The sequence below is a fragment of the Neobacillus cucumis genome (genome assembly GCF_002860255.1).
In the GTDB taxonomy this organism is placed as follows: domain Bacteria; phylum Bacillota; class Bacilli; order Bacillales; family Cytobacillaceae; genus Neobacillus; species Neobacillus cucumis_A.
Genome location: NZ_PGVE01000012.1, coordinates 58,135 through 81,501 on the forward strand (window position 1 = coordinate 58,135; position 23,367 = coordinate 81,501).

The 23,367-nt window shown below is 37.3% G+C and carries 22 protein-coding genes, 3 pseudogenes and 1 riboswitch; of the genes and pseudogenes, 17 read left to right on the forward strand and 8 right to left on the reverse strand.

Annotated elements, in window-relative coordinates; translation table 11 throughout:
* The first annotated feature begins 210 nt into the window (after window positions 1–210).
* Window positions 211–411, forward strand: coding sequence for a cold-shock protein (locus CVD27_RS01185; RefSeq protein WP_101646071.1), 201 nt, complete (start codon window positions 211–213; stop codon window positions 409–411).
* A gap of 648 nt (window positions 412–1,059) precedes the next feature.
* On the opposite strand, the gene CVD27_RS01190 is transcribed toward CVD27_RS01185, so the two are convergent.
* Entirely contained in the window at window positions 1,060–2,364 is a 1,305-nt protein-coding gene (locus tag CVD27_RS01190) for a nucleobase:cation symporter-2 family protein (RefSeq protein WP_101646072.1), read from the reverse strand.
* Window positions 2,364–2,957, reverse strand: coding sequence for a xanthine phosphoribosyltransferase (locus CVD27_RS01195; protein WP_101646073.1), 594 nt, complete (start codon window positions 2,955–2,957; stop codon window positions 2,364–2,366). Before CVD27_RS01195 ends, CVD27_RS01190 begins: the two co-directional genes overlap by 1 nt.
* Window positions 2,958–3,076: 119 nt before the next feature.
* A riboswitch (purine riboswitch) is annotated at window positions 3,077–3,178 on the reverse strand.
* Between the two features lie 214 nt (window positions 3,179–3,392).
* Here CVD27_RS01195 and CVD27_RS01200 point away from each other — a divergent pair.
* A complete protein-coding gene (locus CVD27_RS01200) occupies window positions 3,393–4,391 on the forward strand; it encodes an NAD(P)H-dependent flavin oxidoreductase (protein WP_308301704.1) in 999 nt (332 codons plus the stop codon).
* Between the two features lie 30 nt (window positions 4,392–4,421).
* Here the strand turns inward: CVD27_RS01200 and CVD27_RS01205 are convergent, their stop codons facing one another.
* Window positions 4,422–4,733 (reverse strand): hypothetical protein, encoded by a 312-nt coding sequence (locus CVD27_RS01205; protein WP_101646074.1) that lies wholly within the window; start codon window positions 4,731–4,733, stop codon window positions 4,422–4,424.
* A gap of 289 nt (window positions 4,734–5,022) precedes the next feature.
* Here CVD27_RS01205 and CVD27_RS01210 point away from each other — a divergent pair, with 289 nt between their 5' ends.
* Together CVD27_RS01210 and CVD27_RS01215 are read left to right on the forward strand one after the other, a co-directional pair.
* Window positions 5,023–6,213 carry a glycine C-acetyltransferase gene (locus tag CVD27_RS01210; protein ID WP_101646075.1) on the forward strand — a complete coding sequence of 397 codons (1,191 nt, stop codon included), beginning with the start codon at window positions 5,023–5,025 and terminating at the stop codon, window positions 6,211–6,213.
* Between the two features lie 89 nt (window positions 6,214–6,302).
* Window positions 6,303–7,247, forward strand: coding sequence for an L-threonine 3-dehydrogenase (locus tag CVD27_RS01215; protein ID WP_101646076.1), 945 nt, complete (start codon window positions 6,303–6,305; stop codon window positions 7,245–7,247).
* A gap of 35 nt (window positions 7,248–7,282) precedes the next feature.
* On the opposite strand, the gene selD is transcribed toward CVD27_RS01215, so the two are convergent.
* Window positions 7,283–8,338 carry a selenide, water dikinase SelD gene (selD, locus tag CVD27_RS01220; RefSeq protein ID WP_374703027.1) on the reverse strand — a complete coding sequence of 352 codons (1,056 nt, stop codon included), beginning with the start codon at window positions 8,336–8,338 and terminating at the stop codon, window positions 7,283–7,285.
* Between the two features lie 174 nt (window positions 8,339–8,512).
* On the opposite strand from selD, the gene CVD27_RS27845 reads away from it, so the two are divergent.
* Window positions 8,513–8,719, forward strand: a complete 207-nt coding sequence (locus CVD27_RS27845; protein ID WP_374703031.1) for an Rdx family protein — start codon at window positions 8,513–8,515, stop codon at window positions 8,717–8,719.
* Between the two features lie 83 nt (window positions 8,720–8,802).
* Here CVD27_RS27845 and CVD27_RS01230 read toward each other — a convergent pair whose 3' ends face one another.
* Window positions 8,803–9,198 carry an Hsp20/alpha crystallin family protein gene (locus tag CVD27_RS01230; RefSeq protein WP_180960113.1) on the reverse strand — a complete coding sequence of 132 codons (396 nt, stop codon included), beginning with the start codon at window positions 9,196–9,198 and terminating at the stop codon, window positions 8,803–8,805.
* A 190-nt stretch (window positions 9,199–9,388) separates the two neighbouring features.
* Between CVD27_RS01230 and selA the strand changes: the two genes are divergently transcribed.
* Window positions 9,389–10,798 (forward strand): L-seryl-tRNA(Sec) selenium transferase, encoded by a 1,410-nt coding sequence (selA, locus tag CVD27_RS01235; protein WP_101646078.1) that lies wholly within the window; start codon window positions 9,389–9,391, stop codon window positions 10,796–10,798.
* 73 nt (window positions 10,799–10,871) lie between these two features.
* Here the strand turns inward: selA and CVD27_RS01240 are convergent, their stop codons facing one another.
* Window positions 10,872–11,012, reverse strand: a complete 141-nt coding sequence (locus tag CVD27_RS01240; protein ID WP_101646079.1) for a small acid-soluble spore protein P — start codon at window positions 11,010–11,012, stop codon at window positions 10,872–10,874.
* 112 nt (window positions 11,013–11,124) lie between these two features.
* Between CVD27_RS01240 and CVD27_RS01245 the strand changes: the two genes are divergently transcribed.
* A complete protein-coding gene (locus CVD27_RS01245; protein WP_101646080.1) occupies window positions 11,125–11,394 on the forward strand; it encodes a hypothetical protein in 270 nt (89 codons plus the stop codon).
* 95 nt (window positions 11,395–11,489) lie between these two features.
* Here CVD27_RS01245 and sspO read toward each other — a convergent pair whose 3' ends face one another.
* Window positions 11,490–11,642, reverse strand: a complete 153-nt coding sequence (gene sspO, locus CVD27_RS01250) for a small acid-soluble spore protein O (protein WP_101646081.1) — start codon at window positions 11,640–11,642, stop codon at window positions 11,490–11,492.
* Between the two features lie 330 nt (window positions 11,643–11,972).
* Between sspO and acnA the strand changes: the two genes are divergently transcribed.
* From acnA to CVD27_RS01300, 10 genes and pseudogenes are all read left to right on the forward strand, one after another.
* Complete coding sequence (acnA, locus tag CVD27_RS01255; RefSeq protein WP_101646082.1) at window positions 11,973–14,678, forward strand: aconitate hydratase AcnA; 2,706 nt, start codon at window positions 11,973–11,975, stop codon at window positions 14,676–14,678.
* A gap of 381 nt (window positions 14,679–15,059) precedes the next feature.
* Window positions 15,060–16,778, forward strand: a complete 1,719-nt coding sequence (gene abc-f / locus CVD27_RS01260) for a ribosomal protection-like ABC-F family protein (protein ID WP_101646083.1) — start codon at window positions 15,060–15,062, stop codon at window positions 16,776–16,778.
* Between the two features lie 144 nt (window positions 16,779–16,922).
* Window positions 16,923–17,206: pseudogene (locus CVD27_RS01265) on the forward strand (ABC transporter permease); the annotation flags it as partial.
* A gap of 88 nt (window positions 17,207–17,294) precedes the next feature.
* The gene (locus CVD27_RS01270) at window positions 17,295–17,939 is read left to right on the forward strand and encodes an ABC transporter ATP-binding protein (protein WP_101646084.1); all 645 of its coding nucleotides are present in this window, start codon (window positions 17,295–17,297) and stop codon (window positions 17,937–17,939) included.
* A pseudogene (locus CVD27_RS01275) lies at window positions 17,908–18,090 on the forward strand (helix-turn-helix domain-containing protein); the annotation flags it as partial. The gene CVD27_RS01270 and the pseudogene CVD27_RS01275, both read left to right, overlap by 32 nt.
* Window positions 18,087–19,475, forward strand: coding sequence for a sensor histidine kinase (locus CVD27_RS01280; protein WP_101646086.1), 1,389 nt, complete (start codon window positions 18,087–18,089; stop codon window positions 19,473–19,475). The pseudogene CVD27_RS01275 and the gene CVD27_RS01280, both read left to right, overlap by 4 nt.
* Window positions 19,476–19,635: 160 nt before the next feature.
* Window positions 19,636–20,172 carry a peroxiredoxin family protein gene (locus CVD27_RS01285; protein WP_101646087.1) on the forward strand — a complete coding sequence of 179 codons (537 nt, stop codon included), beginning with the start codon at window positions 19,636–19,638 and terminating at the stop codon, window positions 20,170–20,172.
* Window positions 20,173–20,299: 127 nt separating this feature from the next.
* Complete coding sequence (locus CVD27_RS01290) at window positions 20,300–20,431, forward strand: FbpB family small basic protein (protein WP_101646272.1); 132 nt, start codon at window positions 20,300–20,302, stop codon at window positions 20,429–20,431.
* Window positions 20,432–20,496: 65 nt separating this feature from the next.
* On the forward strand, window positions 20,497–20,640 hold the full coding sequence (locus CVD27_RS01295) for an acid-soluble spore protein N (protein WP_101646088.1): 144 nt from the start codon (window positions 20,497–20,499) through the stop codon (window positions 20,638–20,640).
* A 153-nt stretch (window positions 20,641–20,793) separates the two neighbouring features.
* Window positions 20,794–21,319 (forward strand): annotated as a pseudogene (locus CVD27_RS01300) (recombinase family protein).
* Between the two features lie 943 nt (window positions 21,320–22,262).
* Here the strand turns inward: CVD27_RS01300 and CVD27_RS01305 are convergent.
* Complete coding sequence (locus tag CVD27_RS01305; RefSeq protein WP_308301705.1) at window positions 22,263–23,360, reverse strand: GerAB/ArcD/ProY family transporter; 1,098 nt, start codon at window positions 23,358–23,360, stop codon at window positions 22,263–22,265.
* Window positions 23,361–23,367: the final 7 nt, after the last annotated feature.

Sequence of the window (23,367 nt, forward strand, 5' to 3'; positions counted from 1 at the left end):
TTTCTTAAGATGAGAAACTTATTTAAGATAAGTAAGTAGTGGATTTATCACTTGAGTCCTTGCAATTTATGTTGATAAATGCTAAGATTAAGAAGAATTATTTTTGTTCGGTGTAAAGGATAGTATAAGATTAAACTTTTCGTCTTGATGATCACTGAGTGCAAGGATAGTACCATATTGTGTGCGAAGCACACAGCAGGAGGAAACACAATGGAAAATGGTAAAGTAAAATGGTTTAATGCAGAAAAAGGTTTCGGATTCATCGAGCGCGAAGGCGGAGACGATGTATTCGTTCACTTCTCAGCAATCCAAGGCGAAGGTTTCAAATCTTTAGATGAAGGTCAAGCTGTTACTTTTGACGTTGAACAAGGTCAACGTGGACCACAAGCTTCTAACGTTCGTAAAGCTTAATATGCCATCAAATTAAAACGGACTCTATTTTAGAGTCTGTTTTTTTATTTAGGATCTGTTATTATTCATTGTTGATTTTCTTGTAGGTATGAGAATTCATAGGCGAAGAATTTCCGGCTAATGTTATAGAGGAAGCTTAAGAAGCAGATATAAGCGTAGATATTCCGATTAACTACTCTAAATAAAACAAAATCCAAAGATTTCGATAATATAAACGAAAAAACTTCCTTTATTTTTAAGGAAATATGGATATTTCCCAACTTAAACGGAATTTTACCGTTTATTTTTCAAACACAATGAAATCAGCATTCAGTTACAACAGAGCTATTAATTAAATAAACAAAAGAAAAACCCCACTCACAAAATGAGTAGGGCACATGAAAACAAAAAGTAAATCAAATGGTAGACCAATTGTAACATACATTATGTAAATAACCTAATTTTTTTGATAAGATAGCACAAATTCTTGGGAATTTGTAGATTAACAATTTAAAACCTCTGTGAATTATTAAGTATTTAAAAGGTATATGGCTTGGAAATATATTTGAATTATGGAAAAGCACCCAAAGTACAAAATTGTTTCATACTGGCATGGCTTTTTGACTTAAAAAAGAGGTATGGTGAAAATCACCATACCTTATATTGATGTTATGCCACACTCTGTTTGGTATTAGTCGTTGTCTGTTCCTTTGGTTTCGCGACATGAAAGATAATATTTAATAAAATCGCTGTTAAACTTCCGGCAACAATTCCGTTGTTGGTTAGAATTTTAACACTTTCTGGCAGGGCATCAAATAAATTAGGTACTGCTGTAACCCCAAGACCGACTGCAACCGAGCAGGCAATAATTAAAAGGTTTTCTTGAGAAGAAAAATCTACTTTACTTAGCATTTTAATTCCAGAGGCAATTACCATTCCGAACATTGCAACCATTGCACCGCCAAGGACGGATGTTGGGATGACCGTTGTTAATGCAGCAATTTTAGGAACAAATCCAAGGAAAATTAAGATTCCCGCCATTGTGAAAATTACATTCTTCGACTTAACTCCGGAAAACTGAACTAATCCAACATTTTGTGAGTAAGTAGTATAAGGGAAAGAGTTAAAAAGAGCGCCAATTACACTTGCAAGGCCTTCCGCGCGATATCCTTTTACCAAATCCTGCTCAGTTAATTTCCTGCCTGTAATATCACTTAAGGCAAAATATACACCAGATGATTCTATCAAACTAACAATCGCTACTAATGTCATTGTAATAATTGGTGCTAGTTCAAACGTTGGTACAGCAAAGTGTAATGGAGTAACCATATGGAACCATGATGCTTCACCAACTGCAGAAAAGTTTACCTTTCCTAAAAGGGCAGCGGCAAGGGTACCCGCAATCAATCCAAGTAAAATAGAGATCGAACGAATGAAGCCTTTAAAGAATCGATAGAGAACGATGATAAACAATAACGTACCAAAAGCAAGGCAAAGATTTGTGACTGAACCAAAATCAGGGCTTCCTTGGCCACCTGCAACGTTATTCATTGCAACAGGAATAAGGGTGAGTCCAATGATTGTTACGACAGAACCCGTTACAACAGGCGGGAAGAAGCGGACAAGCTTTCCAAAAAATGATGCAATTAGTATAACTATTATTCCTGATATTAATATCGAACCATAGATCGCTGACAAGCCATACTGTCCGCCGATGGCAATGATTGGTCCAACTGCTGTAAATGTACAACCGAGAACAATCGGAAGACCTATGCCAAAATAACGATTTTGCCATACCTGAAGCAGGGTAGCGATCCCGCTTGTTAAAATATCAAGCGATACTAAATAAGCTAATTGTTTACTAGAAAAATGAAGGGCTCCACCGATAATTAGCGGGACGATGACAGCACCAGCGTACATTGCTAATACGTGTTGAATTCCTAAAGAAGCTGTTTTCCATGGACTTTGTTTCATTAGACTAATTCCTCCACTTTATCATTGATAAATTGAACTTCTCCGTTTGTTAGGGAAGCAATCCTTGCTAATGATTCCACCCTTAACCCAAGTTCCTTTAGTTTTTCTGTTCCCTTTTGAAAAGACTTTTCAATCACAATACCGATTCCCATCACCTGAGCACCGCTTTGCTGGACAATCTCAACTAATCCAAGAGCGGCTTGTCCATTTGCGAGGAAATCATCAATAATTAGGACGCGATCGTTTGAATCCAGATACTTTTTAGCGATTGATATTTCGTTTGTTTCATTTTTTGTAAACGAATGGACAGATGCAGTTAATAAGTCATCTGTAAGAGTTAAAGATTTTCTTTTTCTTGCGAAAACAACAGGAATGTTCATATATAATCCAGCCATGATCGCAGGAGCGATACCTGAAGATTCAATCGTCACGATTTTTGTTATTCCTTCATTGACAAATCGTGCCGCAAACTCTTTTCCAATTTCATTCATAAGTGAAGGGTCAATTTGATGGTTGAGAAACGAATCTACTTTTAATACCTGATCAGAAAGTACCCTTCCTTCCGAAATAATTTTTTCCTCTAGTAATCTCATAGTAAAAGATCCCCCTTGAAAAATAAAAAAAGCCCAATGTTCATTGCCCACACATTAGTTGAGTGAGGCAATGAACATTGGGCTTTTCCGTTTCCATAATAAATAGAAAAAGCACTTAGGCAAATACATTACCCACTCATAGTCAGATTGTTAACGGCAATCTGGTAGAAACTTGCGGGCCATATCCCCGCGATTATATGAGCGAAAACTATATTCTTTATGAATCATATTATAGCACGATAATAGAGGAAATCAATCCTTTTTCAGTAAAAAACGAACATTCATTAAATAATTTTTCTTATTATTCGTCAATTATAACCACTTTAGGGCATTTATCACCATAAGTAAAACAATGATTGAATAGTCATTCATTTTCGATTACTATAAAATTACAGATGTTTAGTCAGAAAATTCTAACGCTAAGGAGGGGCTTTTTTGAAAAAGACAATTCCTGAAAGCTGGTGGAGTCAGCTGCGATTACCAGTTATTTCTGCACCGATGTTTTTAGTCTCCGGGACGGAGCTTGTTAAAACGTGCTGTTTAAATGGTGTAATTGGCTCATTTCCTGCACCAAACGCGAGACCCATCGAGGTTTTAGACCAATGGATGGAACAGTTAAATAATGAGCTTCGAGAGGCTAGAGAAAAAGACCCTGATAGGAAGATTGCTCCATGGGCAATGAACATGGTAGTACATAGTTCATACAGCCGCCTGCAGGATGAACTAGATTTAATAAAGAAGTATAAGCCGCAATTAGTGATTACCTCCTTAGGAAGTCCGAAGCATGTGGTCGAAATCGTTCATGAATATGGTGGACTTGTTTTTTCAGATGTAAGCGATTTGAAATTTGCAAAAAAGGCTGCGGAAGCGGGGGCCGACGGTCTAATTCTTGTAGCAAGCGGCGCAGGCGGGCATGCCGGTCAAATCAATAGTTTTGCCTTTGTTGATATGGTGCGTTCATTTTGGGATGGCATTATCATTCTTGCCGGTTCCATTTCAACTGGTAAAGGAATCTTAGCCGCTCAAGCCGCAGGTGCCGACCTTGCCTATATGGGGACGCGTTTTATCGCGGCAACTGAAAGTATGGCAAATGATGATTACAGAAGCATGCTCGTGGATGCAACGCAGGAGGATTTAATCCTAACGGATGCTTTCTCCGGGGTGAGGGCAAATATGCTTATTCCTAGTATCAAAAAAGCTGGACTTGATCCTGATAAATTGGTAAAGAAAGATCAAGTGAACTTCGATCATATGCAAAAGGATTCGAACGCCAAGGCTTGGAAGGATATTTGGTCTGCTGGTCATGGGGTGGGGGTCATTGACCGGATTGAATCCGCTGCCGATATTATCAACCGCTTAGAAATAGAATATAAAGAAGCACTTCAAAAGATTAATAGCTTTGCAGGCAAAATAACCAATGTGGGTGTTAAATAGGAAAACCTACTAAAAAAAGGAACCGAATGATTATACGGTTCCTTTTTTCTGCTTCTTCTTATGAGGATCCTTTTTTGGTACGATATTCACCATTTTATAACCCGGTTTTACCTTCACCTTTTTTTTGCCATTTTCTGTGGTGACCTGATACAAAGTGTATTTACGCGGTTCAATCTCTAATTGATCAATTTTTTCGATGGTTTCTTTCCGAAAGTGTTTATGTATCTTTTTTATTTGTTTTTCTGGTTTTTCACCGTAAAAGAAATCATAAGCATAAATAAAAATATAGATAAACACTGCACCGATAAGAAGGTAATAAAGGGATGAAGATATGACTGACAAGATAGACATCCTTTCTATGAAGCCGGTGTACATTATATAAAGGTATTATAACGAAAAAGTTGTAAATTAGAAATGATTTCATTCAACTATAGGAATAAGATATTGTAGGCAATATCCTTAGTACCAATAAAAGTTAGATAAAATTGTCCATTTGCAGTGAACAAAAATATAAATATATGATAAAGTATACATTAGAAAGCCCTTACATACCAACATTTCAACTGATTCTCTATGTCCATTCCATGAGGACAATTGTTTTTTTTCTTCAACTCATAAGGGGGAATATTTTATGTCCAGCACGATTTTAGAATCCTTTTTAAAGGTAAATCTCGAAGAATTAAAGGAAAAAGGATTGTACAATGTCATCGATCCACTTGAGGGGCCAAATGGACCCATTATTCGTATCAATGGTAAGGAATTAATTAATCTGTCTTCTAACAATTATTTAGGTTTAGCAACAGATAAAAGATTAAAAGAAGCGGCCAGGGACGCGATTGATAAATACGGAGTCGGAGCAGGGGCTGTTCGTACCATTAACGGAACGCTAAAACTACATGACGAGCTAGAAAAGAAATTGGCTGAATTTAAGCATACGGAGGCAGCTATTGCTTACCAATCAGGGTTCAATTGTAATATGGCGGCTATTTCCGCTGTCATGGATGGAAATGATGCCATACTTTCAGATGAATTAAATCACGCCTCCATTATTGATGGCTGCAGGCTCTCAAAGGCGAAAATCATCCGATTTAAGCACTCCGATATGGAAGATTTACGTGCTAGAGCCCAAGAAGCCAAAGAATCTGGCCTGTATAACAAAATCATGGTGATTACGGACGGCGTTTTTTCAATGGACGGTGATATTGCGCGATTACCGGAGATTGTTAAGATTGCTGAAGAATTTGATTTAATCACCTATGTAGATGATGCTCATGGATCCGGTGTCCTTGGGGAAGGTGCAGGAACCGTTAAGCATTTCGGGCTCTCAGATAAAATTGATTTTCAAATCGGTACCTTATCGAAAGCAATTGGCGTTGTGGGCGGTTATGTAGCCGGCAAGAAAAATCTGATTGACTGGTTAAAGGTACGGAGCCGCCCGTTTCTTTTTTCCACCTCATTAACTCCAGCAGATGTGGCTGCAAGTAAACGGTCGATTGAAATTCTGATGGAGAGCTCTGACCTTAACAAGAAACTATGGGAAAATGGGCATTACCTTAAAAAGGAATTAAAACATTTAGGGTTTAATATCGGCCATAGTGAGACTCCTATTACACCATGTATAATCGGAGACGAAGGCCTTACACAGCAATTCAGTAAACGCCTTAATGAAGAAGGAGTTTATGCAAAGGCAATTGTGTTCCCAACCGTACCACAAGGGACTGGACGTGTCCGAAATATGCCAACAGCCGCCCATACGAAAGAAATGCTTGATCAAGCGATTGCCATCTATAAAAAAGTCGGCAAGGAAATGGGCGTCATTTAAATGTTCATATAGACACTCTGTACAATCAGGGAGCGTATCCATAAATATAAACAGAGATCAGCATTAGTGAAGAGGACGGAGAAACCACAATGAAGCGAATTTTAATCACAGGTGCATTAGGGCAGATTGGATCGGAGCTAACATTAAAGTTAAGAGAGGTCTACGGAGAGAATCAGGTCATTGCTACAGATATAAAAAAGGATAATAGTGAAGCGGCTCAGAGTGGTCCTTTTGAAACGGTTGATGTGACTGATTTCAACAGGATGATGGAGACAGCCAAAAAGTATAAGGTTGATACGATTATGCATTTAGCTGCCATACTTTCTGCTACAGCTGAAGCGAAACCTGTCTTTGCATGGCATTTGAATATGGGCGGGCTGATGAATGCTCTTGAAACTGCGAGGGAACTCAAGGCCCAATTTTTCACCCCTAGCTCAATTGGCGCTTTCGGGCCGTCAACACCTAAAAACCATACTCCACAGGATACAATTATGCGCCCAACAACAATGTATGGGGTCAATAAAGTGGCCGGAGAATTGCTTGCCGACTATTATTTTTATAAATATGGAGTTGATACGCGCGGATTACGTTTCCCCGGCTTAATCTCAAATGTTTGCCTTCCAGGCGGAGGGACAACGGACTATGCTGTTGAAATCTTTTATGAAGCAGTTAAAAACGGAAAATACACTTCTTATATTGATAAAGGGACCTATCTGGACATGATGTACATGCCGGATGCCTTGAACGCCATCATCGATTTGATGGAAGCGGATACATTAAAGTTCAAACATCGCAATTCCTTTAATGTCACAGCAATGAGTGTAGCTCCCGAAGATATTGCGGCTAGTATCGCTAGGTACATCCCTGGTTTTGAGATTTCATATAATGTAGATCCCGTTCGGCAGAGTATTGCCGACAGCTGGCCCAATGCGATAGATGCTAGTGCAGCTATGGAAGAATGGGGCTTTACGTGGGCATATGATTTAGATCGAATGACGAAGGATATGATAGAGAACATCAAAAAGAAAAAGTAATTAGAAAAGAAACAGCGAAGCAAACGCTCCGCTGTTTATCTTTTAACATAAATTAGCTTTTCTTGTTTCTCTGTCACGCTGCCTACTATAGCCGCTTGAGCAATTCCTCTAGCATGCAGCTGTTCTACATAACTTTTAGCTTCCTCTTCACTGATTGAAACAAGCAAACCGCCTGAAGTAATGGCATCACATAAAACAAGCTGCTCCTCAGTAGAAATATCCTCATAAACCGTATCATCACTAATCCATTTATGATTAGATTTTGACCCACCAGGCACAACGCCTTTTTCAGCTAACTCAACAGCTCCGTCAAGTATTGGAACTTGACTAAAAGATAGCTCAAAGCTTACATCACTACCACGCGCCATTTCACTTCCATGCCCCAGCAATCCGAAGCCGGTCACATCAGTGACTGAGTGCGGGTGATAATTGCTTAAAACTTCTGCAGCCGTTTTATTGAGCATAGCCATGGTTTCAGTAACCAGCTGCTCTTGCTCAGCAGTTACAGCACTTCGTTTAATACCTGTTGTCAGAATACCAACCCCAATCGGTTTGGTTAATACTAACACATCACCCGGTTTGGCGCCGACATTCTTCCATACCTTATCCGGATGAACAATACCCGTGACAGACAAACCAAACTTTGGCTCTTGATCATCAATTGAATGACCGCCTACTGTTATCGCCCCAGCTTCTTTTACTTTATCAGCCGCCCCACGAAGTATTTCAGATAGCATTTCAGCCCCAAGCTTTTTAATAGGAAAGCCGACAATATTCATAACCGTTTTTGGTTGACCGCCCATGGCATACACATCACTTAACGCATTAGCTGCGGTAATTTGCCCAAACATATAAGGGTCGTCGACTATCGGAGTAAAGTAGTCTACTGTTTGTATCAGAGCAATGGAGTCTGTTAATTTATATACCCCAGCATCATCGGATGTATCAAGCCCTACAATTAATTCAGGGACAGGTTCTTGTTTCGGTAATTGACGCAAAACTTGCGCCAGGTCCTCAGGACCAATTTTGCAGCCTCAACCAGCTTTTGTTGAAAAAGAGGTTAAGCGAATTTTTTCTTGTTCACTCAACATGTCCACCTCCATTATCATAGTATACCTCTTTCCGTGCAAATCCGCACGAATCATGCAGAACATTTGCAGAATGAAAGGGGATACGATAAAATATTTCTACTATCCTGATATAGGAAACTCGAAAAATAGGGGGGTGAGGGTGTGAAAAACTACCATGTTGTTGTAGAATTTTGTATGCAATGAAACTACGCACCAAAAGCCGCGAGTTTCGCGGAAGAGTTATTAACCCATTTCAATCGGGACATCACTAAATTAGAATTGATTCCTAGTTCAGGCGGCGTTTTTGAAGTCGCTGTTAATGGGGAGAAAATCTATTCCAAGCAAGAAACAGGGGAATTCCCTGAAACAGAAGAAATGATTGATATTATCAAGACCAAATAACAAAAGCCCTCAAAAAACGAGGGCCTTTTTCAATTACATAATTATATTATGTTAACCTGTCGTGAAAAAAATTCACCTTAAAACTAAGGTAAAGTAATATATCTATTTTTCCCTGACCCTTTTTTCGTTTTAGAGATAAAAACCTCTAATACCCCATTAGTAAAAGAAGCGGTTATATCCTGTTCTTTGATATAAAACGGAAACTCTATTGAACGTGACCGTTTATGATGTGTTCGGGAAGGGGGGTGTTTTATTGCCGTAATCGTTAGTTTCTTTTCTTCGATAAATACTCGTATATCAGATATCTCATAATCATTTAATATCGCTTCAACAATCCACTCATGATCGGTCTCGAACAGGTCAATTTGAAACTGTGTTTGGTCGTAATAGGATGTTAGAGGATCTAGAAAATAGGTTTCCAGCCACTTTTCTACTAAGGCAAAGTCAAAAGCTTGATTTTGTGGATGTTTTTTCTTCATTATAAATCCCCCTTGCTCGTTCATTTTATTCTCACCGGTCTTAAAATGTGAACCGGTTATGATATAATAGGAAAAGAAATTTTGCCGCCGGACACGCTCCGAAAAAGCGAAGGCGGGAGCCTTAATTGCACGCGTATCAAAGGAAAAGTCAAAACAGCCTATGGTTAGGTTAAAGAAGGAGTTTTTTATTGTGAAAGAATGGTTACGTTCGTTACCGGCCATCCATGAGCTGCAAAACCATGAAAGTTTTCTTAAACTTCATTATGCCAGTCAACTTGATTATTCACAGCTGACAAAACATCTAAAAGAAGTACTCGATCAAATTAGACATTCTATTTTAAAAGGAAATTATCAAGGTGCCATCCCTGGTACAAATAAATTTATTATTGATCTATTTCAATCACTTGACGAGAACATTCAAAAACAATATTCCTATACATTAGAAAGAGTGATTAATGCGACAGGGACCATCTTACATACGAACCTTGGCAGGGCGAGACTTAGTGAGAAAGCCATCACTCATGTTGTAGAAACCGCTCGAAATTACTCCAATCTTGAATATAAGCTAACTGAAGGGGAGCGGGGCTCACGCCATTCACATGTCGAAGCACTTTTACGAGAAATTACAGGCGCAGAAGCGGCAATGGTCGTCAACAACAACGCTTCTGCTGTATATCTAATATTAAGAGCACTTGCTAAAGATCGAGAAGTCATCGTTTCCCGTGGACAGCTTGTTGAAATTGGCGGTTCCTTCCGCATCTCATCGATTATGGAAGAAAGCGGTGCCATTCTTAAAGAAGTGGGTACGACAAATAAAACTCATCTTTATGATTATGAAAAAGCATTGTCTAAAGAAACCTCCATCATCATGAAAGTTCACACCAGTAATTTCAAGGTAATTGGTTTTACAAAATCCGTGGAAACGGACGAACTCGTACAGTTAGCCAAACAGCAAGAGGGGGTCATCTTTTATGAGGATCTTGGCAGCGGTGCTCTGTATGACTTTAGAAAACATGGTATTGGTGAAGAGCCAGTTGTAAAAGAAATCATCGATCTGGGGGCAGATGTTGTTACGTTTAGTGGTGATAAGCTCCTGGGAGGACCTCAAGCAGGGATTATCGCTGGAAAGAAAGCAATTATTGATGAATTGAAAAAACACCAATTGGCAAGAGTGGTACGGGTAGATAAAATGACATTGGCCGCTCTTGAAGGAACCTTGATTGATTATGCCCTTGGGGAAACTGCAATGAAAAATATTCCAACAATTCGTGATTTATTAGTTTCTATTCATCAATTAGACGAAAGAGCACAATTATTCGTTACAAAATTATTACAAAAAACGAGTCATTTTCAAGCCGCTATTTTTCAAGATTCCAGTCAAGTAGGCGGGGGAACGATGCCGGATATATTCCTCCCTGCCATGGTTATTGCCCTAAAGCATAAGTCTTTAACAGCAGAGCAAATTGGCAGGAGATTACGAACAGAAACGAAACCTGCGATTGTTGCCCGTATTCAAAAAGAAGAATTTATTATTGACCTTAGAACGGTGTCCTTGGAAGAAGAAGAAATTTTGATAGATGCATTAGTTAATATTCATTAGTTAATATTCATCTTTAATACTCCATCAAAACGGACGCGCTCATTTTTTATAAAAAAGCGCGTCCGTATTTTATTTACATATCATGTCCAGCATTGTGATTGTTACGTGAATGATTACGGTTCTTAACTTTCTTAGAACCACTCATCGGTAACGGCTGGCCTGATTGTTTTGGAGCATTTCTACGCATATCTTTTCCATCATTTTTGTTTACCATATTTCATCCCTCCTATCTATTAGGATGCAGTCAATATGACTTTTTATGCTGAATAAAATTTATTGTTCTGTGCAATTTAACGGTATATAAAATGAAGGAGTGAATTTGAGACATGCAAAAATATCCTTACAACAAGGACAAACAACAAGCATTCCAAGCAGCACAGCAGGGATATGAAAATGCTCAAGGACTGTATGAGACGATTGTAAGTGACAGCGCCAGCTACGGTCATCAGCTGAAGCATTTAAAGGATGAAGTAAACGAAGCCTACCAGCAGATTGAAAATGCCTTAGAGGTAGCTTCCGAACACCAGAGAGCTCAATTAGAACGTTTTCAACAAGACCTTCAATCAATGGTGGCCGAAGTTAATCAAGAAGACTAAAAAAGCAGGAGGAGATCCTCCTGCTTTTTTGCCGCGCCTAGGATAAAATGAACTACTTTTTTTCTCTAAATCAAAGGCGCTTCCGCTATTTGTATTTACTGATTTTTTTTCCGTTTCTTATTGTTCATTCTTTCCTTTGCAGTTAATTCTTGCTCACTTGCCAACTCTTCATTAAATCCTGCTCCAACCCCTTGACCTTTTGCTGCATTCATACCTGGGATTACATGATTAGACTTACGTTTTGCCATTCCAATCACCTCCTGTCATTTAATATTTCCTCCTTCACTTAAATAATGACAAAATAAAAGTTTTTTGCGATAATAATAACGAAAGTGTATTTTTCTAAAATTCTAAATTCACTTGTGTATAGTTGAGATTTAACAAAATATTCTGAACAAAATACATAAAAATCAATAAGAAAAACTTATCAATCACAATAACTTTCTTGTTATTTACTTATGTAATAGGTTGTATTAAGATAAGAATTGTGAGAAAAGTGAAGATGAATGAGAAAATTCAAACTTTCAAAACTTTTTCCTAAATTTATTAAGTATGACAACGAACAGGGGGAATTACACATGGTAAAAAACGATGTATTTAACGCCCGTTCTTCCTTCGAGGCTAACGGTAAACGTTACCACTACTACCGTTTAAGCGCATTGGAAGAAGCAGGTATCGGCAATGTAACTAAATTGCCTTACTCTGTAAAAGTATTACTTGAATCTGTACTTCGCCAATATGATGGCCGCGTAATCGCAAAAGAGCATGTTGAAAACTTAGCAAAATGGGGAACTGCTGAGCTAAAAGAAGTGGACGTTCCATTTAAGCCAGCGCGTGTTATCCTTCAAGACTTTACTGGTGTACCAGCGGTTGTTGACCTTGCTTCCTTAAGAAAAGCAATGGCTGACCTTGGTGGGGATCCAGATAAAATTAATCCAGAAAAGACAGTCGATCTTGTTATCGACCACTCCGTTCAAGTTGATGCCTACGGTTCATCTGATTCATTAAGAATCAACATGGACTACGAATTCGAACGTAACGCTGAACGTTACCAATTCTTAAGCTGGGCACAAAAATCATTTAACAACTATCGTGCAGTACCACCTGCAACAGGGATTGTTCACCAAGTAAACCTTGAATACTTGGCTGATGTGGTTCACGTTGCAGAGGTGGATGGAGAATTAGAAACATATCCTGATACTTTAGTAGGAACTGACTCTCATACAACTATGATCAACGGTCTTGGCGTACTAGGCTGGGGTGTTGGCGGTATTGAAGCAGAAGCTGGAATGCTTGGACAGCCTTCTTACTTCCCAGTACCAGAGGTTATCGGTGTTAAATTAACTGGAGAGCTTCCAAATGGTGCAACAGCTACTGACCTTGCTTTAAAAGTAACTCAAGTATTACGTAAACATGGTGTGGTTGGTAAATTCGTTGAGTATTTCGGACCTGGTGTGTCTTCATTACCACTAGCTGACCGTGCAACTATTGCTAACATGGCACCTGAATACGGTGCAACTTGCGGATTCTTCGCTATTGACGATGAGTCACTTGCTTACATGCGCTTAACTGGCCGTGACGAAGAGCAAATTAAAGTTGTAGAAGAATACTGCAAAGCAAACGGTTTATTCTTTGATCCTTCATTTGAACCTGTGTATACAGATGTCATTGAAATCGATCTTGCGGAAATCGAAGCCAATCTTTCTGGACCAAAACGTCCACAAGATTTAATTCCTCTTTCAAAAATGAAAGGTGAATTCGTAAAAGCAGTTTCAGCTCCACAAGGAAACCAAGGCTTCGGCTTACAAGCGGATGAGCTTGAAAAGTCTGCAGTGGTTAAATTTAATAATGGCGATGAAGCCACTATTAAAACTGGTGCAGTTGCCATCGCTTCTATTACAAGTTGTACAAATACATCTAACCCATATGTTCTAGTTGGTGCAGGACTTGTTGCGAAAAAAGCCGTTGAATTAGGAATGGAAGTTCCTAAATTCGTTAAAACTTCTTTAGCACCAGGTTCAAAGGTTGTAACAGGTTACCTTCGTGACTCTGGCTTACTACCATTCCTTGAACAAATTGGCTTTAACCTTGTAGGTTATGGTTGTACAACATGTATCGGTAACTCCGGTCCATTAAAAGAAGAAATTGAAAAAACAATTGCGGAAAACGATCTTTTAGTTACCTCTGTTCTTTCAGGTAACCGTAACTTCGAAGGACGTATTCACCCGCTTGTAAAAGCTAACTACCTTGCTTCACCACCATTAGTTGTTGCTTACGCCCTTGCTGGTACTGTAAACATCGACTTTGCTACTGAAGCAATCGGTAAAGATAAAGATGGTAACGATGTATTCTTTAAGGATATTTGGCCATCAACTGCTGAAGTAAACGATGTTGTAAAACGCACCGTTACACCAGAATTATTCCGTAAAGAATACGAGAATGTGTTCGGTGATAACGAGCGCTGGAACCAAATCAAAACAAGCAATGAACCATTATATACATGGGATGAAAATTCTACTTACATTGCTAACCCGCCATTCTTTGAAGGCTTATCACCTGAACCAGGCACAGTAGAACCTTTGACAGGTCTTCGTATTGTTGGTAAGTTCGGTGATTCAGTTACAACTGATCACATCTCACCTGCAGGAGCGATCGGCAAAAATACTCCAGCTGGTAAGTATTTATTAGAAAAAGGCGTTGAGCCTCGTGACTTTAACTCTTATGGTTCCCGCCGTGGTAACCATGAAGTAATGATGCGCGGAACATTCGCAAACATCCGGATTCGTAACCAAATTGCACCAGGTACAGAAGGCGGCTTCACAACTTACTGGCCAACTGGCGAAGTTACATCTATCTATGATGCTTGCATGCAGTACAAAGCAGATGGTACTGGACTAATGGTTCTTGCTGGTAAGGACTACGGAATGGGCTCTTCACGTGACTGGGCTGCAAAAGGTACAAACCTTCTTGGTATTAAAACGGTTCTTGCTGAAAGCTTTGAGCGTATCCACCGTTCAAACCTAGTGTTAATGGGCGTACTTCCACTTCAATTCAAAGATGGTGACAGTGCTGAACAACTAGGTTTAACCGGTAAAGAAACGTTCGAAGTTCAAGTAGATGAAAATGTAAAGCCTCGTGATCTTGTAAAAGTGACAGCTACTGACGAAGCTGGCAACAAGAAAGAATTTGAAGTTCTTGTACGCTTTGACTCTGAAGTTGAAATTGATTACTACCGTCACGGTGGAATCCTGCAAATGGTTCTTCGTGAAAAATTACAAGGTTAATTAGAAAGCGAAAGCGCCTAGGCACTGTAGCTAAACTATTTTCTAAGTAATATACTTAACACCATGTCTATAAGGCATGGTGTTTTTTTATGTAAATGATTGACAACTTTAGCTCTTTTTAAATAAAATAGAACTATCAAACGTAAAGGAATGAACAAAGGGCGCATGAAGTTATAATCTTATTTTTCAGCACATTATTCGAATAACGAAAATGTAGAACCTGAAGAATTGGATTAGTCTGTCCTTTTTTATGTCCTGATCGTTTATACCTAATACTGCACAAAACCTATATAGGTTTATTTGCTGCTGAATTTTATTAGTATTTAAACATTAGAAGACATAAAAACTCTCTTTCAGGTTCAAAATGAAGGGAGTTTTTTTATGCATACAAATAAAAAAATCGTACTAAAAGTTAAAAATTTAAATAAAAGCTTTCAACTTAGGAAAATCCTTGAAAATATTCAATTTGAGATAAAAAATGGCGATAGAGTTGGCCTTGTTGGTTGTAATGGCTCTGGGAAAACAACCCTTGCTAAACTTCTGCTTGGCAAACTAAATCCTGATCATGGGACCATTGAGTTGACTAATCAGATAAAAATTGGCTACTTATCACAGTCGATTGATTATGAGAATAGTGAATTCAGCTCCGATTTTGGAGAGGAGTTATACCAATTTACCAAAGAGTTAGGACTTAATAAAGCATATGAGTGGAATGATCAGAGGATGTTGCATTTAAGCGGCGGAGAAAAACTGAAACTTGCGCTATCTAACATTTGGTCATCAAAGCCTGATTTTTTAATACTCGATGAACCAACCAATCATTTAGATTTTAAAGGAATCAACTGGCTGGTGGAGGAATTGAAAAAATTTGAGGGACCTGTATTAATCATTTCACATGACCGCCATTTCCTAGACCAAACGGTAAATCAGATTTTTGAATTAGAAACTAGCAAAATACATTTTTACAATGGTAACTATAGTGATTATCTATTAGAAAAACAAAGAAGAATCGAAAATCAACAGCATGCCTATCAGGTACAACAGCGACAGATTGAAACAGTGGAATCACAAATGCAGCAATTAAAATCTTGGTCTGAAAAAGCCCACCGGGATTCAACCAAAAAAAGCCCAGGTCCTTCGAAAAGACAATTTGGTATTAAGGAATATCATCGGGCAAAAGCCAAAAAACGTGACAGCCAAATAAAATCAAAAATGAAACGCTTGGAAAATGAATTGTCCAAACATAGAATAGAAAAGCCAAGGGAAGAGAGCACCGTTAAATTTCAATTTGATACAAGTGGAAAAAGAGGAAAACGTATTATAGAGGCAAAGAATCTGAGAATGGTGTTAGGGAATCGTACTCTTTTTAAAGGAACGCAGTTTTATATTAATCATGGTGAGCGGATTGGCCTATTAGGTGATAACGGCTGTGGGAAAACCACTTTAATCAAAATGATTTTAGGGGAAGAGACTCGCTATGAGGGTGACATCTGGAAAAGTGATTCGCTCAAAGCAGCTTATCTCAGTCAAGATGTGAACGATTTACCTGCAAACAAAACAGCTCTTGAAGTTCTAGGATTTACCAGCAGACAAGACATCCTTAGAGCAAGAACATTACTAGCAAACTTAGGCCTGAAGGAACAACATATCATGAAACCGATTGACACATTAAGCCTCGGGGAACGTACAAGAGTTAAATTAACTGATTTATTGATGAAAGAATACGATGTTCTTATTCTCGATGAACCAACCAATCATTTAGACCTGCAAAGCAGAGAGCAGCTTGAAAAGACATTATCTGAGTTTACAGGAACAATCATCACTGTTTCACATGATTATTATTTTCTAAATAAACTTTGTGACCGCATCCTCGTCTTTGAAAACCAACAGGTCAAACGGGTTGAAAAGACACCAGAAGAATTTTTGAATCAGAATATAAAGCCTGTAAATAATAGAGAAGAAGCATTACTTATTATTGAAAATAAGATTGCACAAATTTTAGGACAATTATCAATGTTGGATCCTAAGGATCCCAAATATTCTGCTTTAGACCAAGAATTTAACCAGCTGTTGAAAGAAAAAAGAAATCTTAATAGTTAAGATCTACGTTACTGCTTTTAAAAGACCATCAAATTTTTGATGGTCTTTTCATTTCTGGGACTTTAAATGTAATTTTCTGTTCATCTGCTGTTCAAAAAACAAATTTATGCTATAGATATCAATAAGATTAGAGGAGTGTTAAGGATGATAATTGCTTGGAAAGAGATGAAAAAAATAAGGTTAGATTTATCATTTTAGGTTCAATCGTTTTTTTGATAAGTTTTTTAACATTTATTATTTCAGGATTGGCTAGTGGTTTATCACAGGATAATGCCGCATTAATTAAAGATATGCCAAATGGATATTTTTATATAAATAAAGAAGCAGATCATACACCTAGCCTTTCAAAAATTGCTAAAAATCTGCAGGACTCCATAGTAAGTAAACGAAAAGGTGCTGTAGCATTTTCCATGCAAATGGGATATCTGAAAATCGGATTTATTGGGGCTACGGCTTCAGGTATTCAAATTAAAAAAGTTGAACCATTACATGCTATACAGCAAGGAGAAGCTTAACATGAGCATATTTAAAATTGAAGAACTCAGGAAAACATTTACTAATGGTGAAGTAAGAGAAGACATACTAAAAGGAATTAACCTTTCCCTTGAAGAAGGGGAAATTACAGCATTAGTTGGAGCATCAGGTTCCGGTAAAAGTACTCTCCTGTCTATTGCAGCAGGACTTCAATCGGCATCAGAAGGGCAAGTGATATTTGAGGAAAAAAATTTACTGGACATGAGCCCAACACAAGTCCGAAAAATCCGAGCAAGTAGTTTTGGGTTTGTATTTCAATTTGCCCATCTCATTCCTTTTCTTACCGTAGAAGAACAGCTAATGCTTATGCTTGATGTATCTGAATCTAAATTAAATAAAAAGCAACAAAAGATTGAAGTAAATAAAACATTACTATTAGTAGATATGGCCCATCGAAAAGATGCGTATCCTTCCCTCTTATCAGGAGGGGAGAAACAGAGGGTTGCCATTGCCCGTGCCATCATCCATAAACCTAAGGTTTTCTTTGCAGATGAACCAACTGCAAGTTTAGATTCCAAAAGGTCAAAAGATATTATGTCATTAATCTTAAAATTAACTAAAACGTTCAATATAGCTACTCTAATTGTTACTCATGATGCAAGTGTTTACCAGGAATCAATTAATTGAGCAGATTTGGGGAGGAGATTTTGGAGGAGATGAACGCACAGTTGACGTCCATGTGAAAAGATTAAGGGATCGCTTTTCCATATTGACAGATGATTTTCGGATAAAAACCATTCGTGGGGTTGGATACCTTCTAGAGGTCCAGCGGAAATGAGATCACTATATGGGAAATTTATTGTTACGACCATTGGAATCATGTTATTTAGTTTTATATTCTCTTTTATTATTTCCAATACCTATTATCAATATCAATTAAAGCCATATAATGACCAAAAAATCACAAAAATCGCACTAAATATTGCTGTATATGTTGAAGGGCATCCTGCAAATAACCTAACCGAGTATTTAGAAAGCATTTCTGCTGTTGGGTACCAAATATATTTAGTTGATCAGCAAGGGAATGGAACTTTTTTTGGCGAAGCATTTAGGAATAGGAGTATACCTGATTCAACGACCAAGCATGTCTTAAATGGGGACCTTTTTCATGGTATTCTTCATTTTCCTAAAGAAACTTTTGTAACAGGTTTTTTTGCCAATGAATTAAGGAATACGGTTGGCGTCCCTTTGAATCACAATGGACAAAGCTTTGCCCTTTTTATCCGGCCAGATATTAATCTCCTATTCGGTGAAATGCACATTTTATTTGGATGGATTATAGGCCTATCAATCGCTTTAAGTATTGTGATGGTAGTCATTAGTGCAAAATATTTAGTGAAACCCATTTCTGATTTAACTCGGGCAACAAAGTCCCTTTCTAATGGGATTTTTAATGTAAAACTTGATATTAATCGTCATGATGAGTTAGAACAACTATCAAATAGTTTTTTACGAATGGCACATAAATTAGAGCAAATAGATGAAGTGAGAAAAGAATTTATTTCAAATATTTCTCATGATATCCAGTCGCCTCTGTCAAGTATCAAAGGATACACGAACCTTTTAGAAAACAAAACATTAAGTAATGAAGAAAGATCGCAATTTATTTCGATTATTAAGGGAGAAATTACACGCCTATCTACGTTAACAAAACAATTATTACTTCTTGCATTATTAGACCGAAATGAGGACTTACTCAAGGAAAAGTCAATTAATCTGGGTCAGCAGTTAAAAGAATTAGTACGAAATTTTCAATGGGCAATAAGTGAGAAAGACCTTATGCTTAGTTACTCACTGCCAGATATTGAAATGAATGGTGATCCTTCATTATTAAATACGGTATGGGATAACCTTTTATCCAATGCCATCAAATATAATTATCCAAATGGAAGTATTGAAATATCCATAGAGAAAAACGAGGAGTCTGTCTTTGTAACCTTTACTGATACAGGAATCGGCTTAAAGAGCACCGAATTAGATAGGATGTTTGATCGTTTTTACCGCGCTGATATTGCACGAACCAGATCCGTTGAAGGGACTGGTCTTGGATTATCAATTGTTGAAACGATTATCCGTATGCATGATGGTACTATCCATGTAAGTAGTAAGGAGAAAGAAGGCACAACATTTAACGTCGTATTACCTGTTGGAGAGGGAAAGTAAATACGATATTGTTTTTTCATGTGATCAAATAGAATGTTTGGAACATATATTTAAAATTTTAATTAAATTTGTCACAGCTTTGGCATATAGTAATTTTGTTTCAACTGAGTTTATAGTGTAAAATCATTATAGCAGAAGATGATACAAAGGAGGTTCCCGGATGATTAAAAAGGTAATTGCTGCTGTAGTACTGGTAAGTTTACTGACTGTTGCTATTGTCCAAGCGATGGATAAGAAGACTGATGCGCCGAAGACCGCGACAGAAGCATCGGCAGCAAAAGAAGGACTTTCAATTGGAGCAACTGCACCTGATTTTACACTCAAAACGTTAACCGGAGACACCGTTAAACTTTCGGACTTAAGAGGGAAAAAAGTGATGCTTAATTTTTGGGCAACATGGTGCCCGCCTTGTAAAGCAGAAATGCCCGAAATGGAACAGTTTTCTAAACAATTGGGGAATGATACGGTTATTTTAGCTGTTAATATCGATCCTCAATTAGATGTGCAGGGATTTGTAAACGAAAATAAAATAACCTTTCCAATCCTTCTAGATGCAGAGGACAAGGTAAATGAAGCGTACCAAATTTTATCCATCCCTACGACATATTTCATAAACAGTAAAGGGATTATTCAAAGTAAATATACTGGCTCAATGAAATTGGATGTAATGAAAAAATATACCCAAGAATTAAATTAAAAAGAGGTTGGCTGCCCGCCAATGTCTTTTTTTTTATAAAATTAAATAATTTTCAAAAAGTTGTAATAATTGCAAGCGTTTCCGGGAATAATAACTGTTACAATAGTAAATAAGGAAGGTGATAATGATGAGAAAACCTAGAAAACGCTCATTTGCAGAACTTGTATTAGAAAATAAATCACAATTACTAAAAGATCGTGTTGCAATGGAAAAAATTGAACAGCGTTTAGAAGAAAAGCGCCTCGGCAAAGCTGAGTAATCACAATTGTTTCCAATCATGCTTCCCCTCCTTATGGGTAAAATGTTAATAAGGGGGGATTGAACATGAGTAATCCAAAAAAAGATTTTAAACATTTCTCACCAAGCCATTTGGGAACACAACCAAGGGGCTTTAGTGGTAATAATGGAAAAAAAATGAATGATACCTCTGGCAAACATGCACAGGTCATTCAAACTAAAGGTGAATAAATTATTGCATCGAAGACCCGCCAGTGGTTACTGAGCGGGTCTTATTGTTTTAACTTTCCATCGATTCTCCTGTGATAAAATCTGCTTTCCGTTACAAACTATTTCGAATGGTGCTAAAACGTTGGTATAAAAGGCTTTTGGGGTACAAAAGCTATTCATGTTATAGATATATCAACATTACTAAGGAGGCACAAAAATGAAGGATGTGTTAAGATATTCAGTGAAAAATTCACAAGAACAAAAACAGATCGTCCAGTATTTCAAGAAGTATTATCACTATTAGAAGAAGGTTATACATTAGTTGTTACTAAGCAGGATAGATTCGCACGTTCTACAGTTGATGGAATCCAAACCATCAAACTATTGGTTTGATAAAGGGGGAAAGGTACACATATTAAATATGGGGTTGGTAGAAAATACACCGACAGGAAGATTAATCTTCAATATAATGTCATCATTTGCGGAATTTGAGCGTGTTATGATTGTAGAAAGAACACAGGAAGGAAAAGCAATAGCAAAACAAAGGGAAGATTTTAGAGAAGGAAGACCGAACAAATTTAGTAAAAAACAGATAGAACATGCTTTAATATTACCGAATACTCATTCATATAAAGTGGAATCATTAACTGGAATCAGTAAGAGTACATTACTCAGAGCCAAAAAGAAACAGGAACAATAACAGATACCCAAACAAGGTATCTATTTTTTATTTGTAGTAGATAGGAAAACAGATCACAGAGAACAACCATGAGACGTCACAGGATAGATTTTAAAAGTGGAACGGGATATTTTATTAAGGGTCGAAACGGAACGGGAGCGATCCAAGAGCGAATGAAGGGGGTGCTTTACAGGTTCTAGATGGAATAAATTTTTAAAAAATTTTGCAATACATATATCCAGCAACTAAATTTATTTTATTTACGATACGAGAATTGTTTTGGCATTTAACTTAAAGGGTTTGTTAAAGCCGAATTATAGCCTCCTAAATTTTTAATTGTAGTGTGTTCTATGGAAGGAAAATTATGCCATATTCAATGGCAGTTTCTTCAAGTTATATATGCGGAATTATTATAATAAGGTACAAAAGATATTGAAAACAGTGATGGAGATTGTGAAGTATTCCACTAAAACTATCGGGGGCATTACTGGAACAACGATAATGCTTTTTCTTATTGAGGTAAAGCGCCTGTTAGTTTAAGAAGAACATGATTAATCAATCAAATGGTTCTCTTCAATTTTCTTTTCTTATTTGAATCTGTAATTAATATTAAAACTAAGATTCTTAGGCTTATTCCAAGTATAATTGCACTTACCCTCCTTACTCCCATTCCTACAAACCCACAAATTCACTTCAAACCAACAAAATACGTTATGATACCTAAATTCACAAGAACCAATGGAGAAATATATAATGATAAGCTTGATTGGTGTTAGAACATCAGTGTGACAAATCCCCGACGCAATAAGGCGAACTAAAACCTCACTTAGTTTAGGATCATCCATTGTAATTTCTGTGATTTGGAATGGTTCCCCTTCCCAAATGTAACTACTGACCTTTTCTGTTGAATCCTTACGAAACGATCTGTCCAGATTGTATTATAAGTTTCTAGAAGCTTTCTATCCTACTTAGTTATTTTATGCTTAATATGAATGTACAAAAAGAGAAAAGGAATATATAGATACACAAAGTAAAAAGCAATGTTTGAATACTTTTCATTCAATTGCTCTATTTGATTCCTCTCTTTGAGCACATTAGCTATAATAAAGAATAGGACCAGTACAATGAACAGACTTATACGTTGTTTCACATTTATTACTTTCTTAATAGCACGGCAAGCTGCCCATATTTTAACGCTGATATTGGGTAATATAAGAAGTAACCAAATCGAAACAACAATAAATTCGACTCTTTCTATTAGAGGAAATTTTGCAACTTTCATGTGAACTAACGTCGGCCATATCGTATTGGGTAGCTGCCCTTCACTAAAGTAGACAAATGTGATGAGTGCTACTATAAGATATAGAAAGACGCAAAGCAGAAGTCCAAAATGGGCCCATTTTTGTGATCTTTCTGGATTTTTTATGAATGGGTAGAACATGAATAAGGTCTCAAAGCCTAGATACTGAAACACCATAGCTTTCGATGATAATACTATTTCCTTAACAGAGTGATTAAAAAAGGGTAATAAATGATTGAGATTGGCAAATTCTAATGCAAAAAAATTAAGGGGCATCAGTATAACAAAAGGTATGATAGTTCCCCAGAAACACACTCCAGTAATCACGCGGAATCCACCGGATACAATGTAATAAACGAGGACTAGAAGAATGAAGCTTATTTGCCAGGTCTTCATTAAGGGAAACAGCCAAACTTGAACAACCTCAATATAAACAAGGAAAACAATTAAAGCCAATACAAGAAAGTAGAAGATTACAAAAATGTTGAACAGTCCGCCAATCCATTTTCCAAAGCAAAATTGGTGAACATGTATGATATCATTATTAGTAATTCCAACTATACGATAGATCATCCAAACTAGTATATGAATGCTTACACCAGATAAAATGATGGAAATCCATGCATCATAACCAGCATCCTTCGTTATATCTCTTTGAAAACCCATGATTCCTACGCCAATAATATTCGAGTAGATCAGAAAGAAAACGTAAAAAGGAGATATTAAATATTGTTCGTTGAGTATAGTTTTCACATAGTTCACCTCGGAA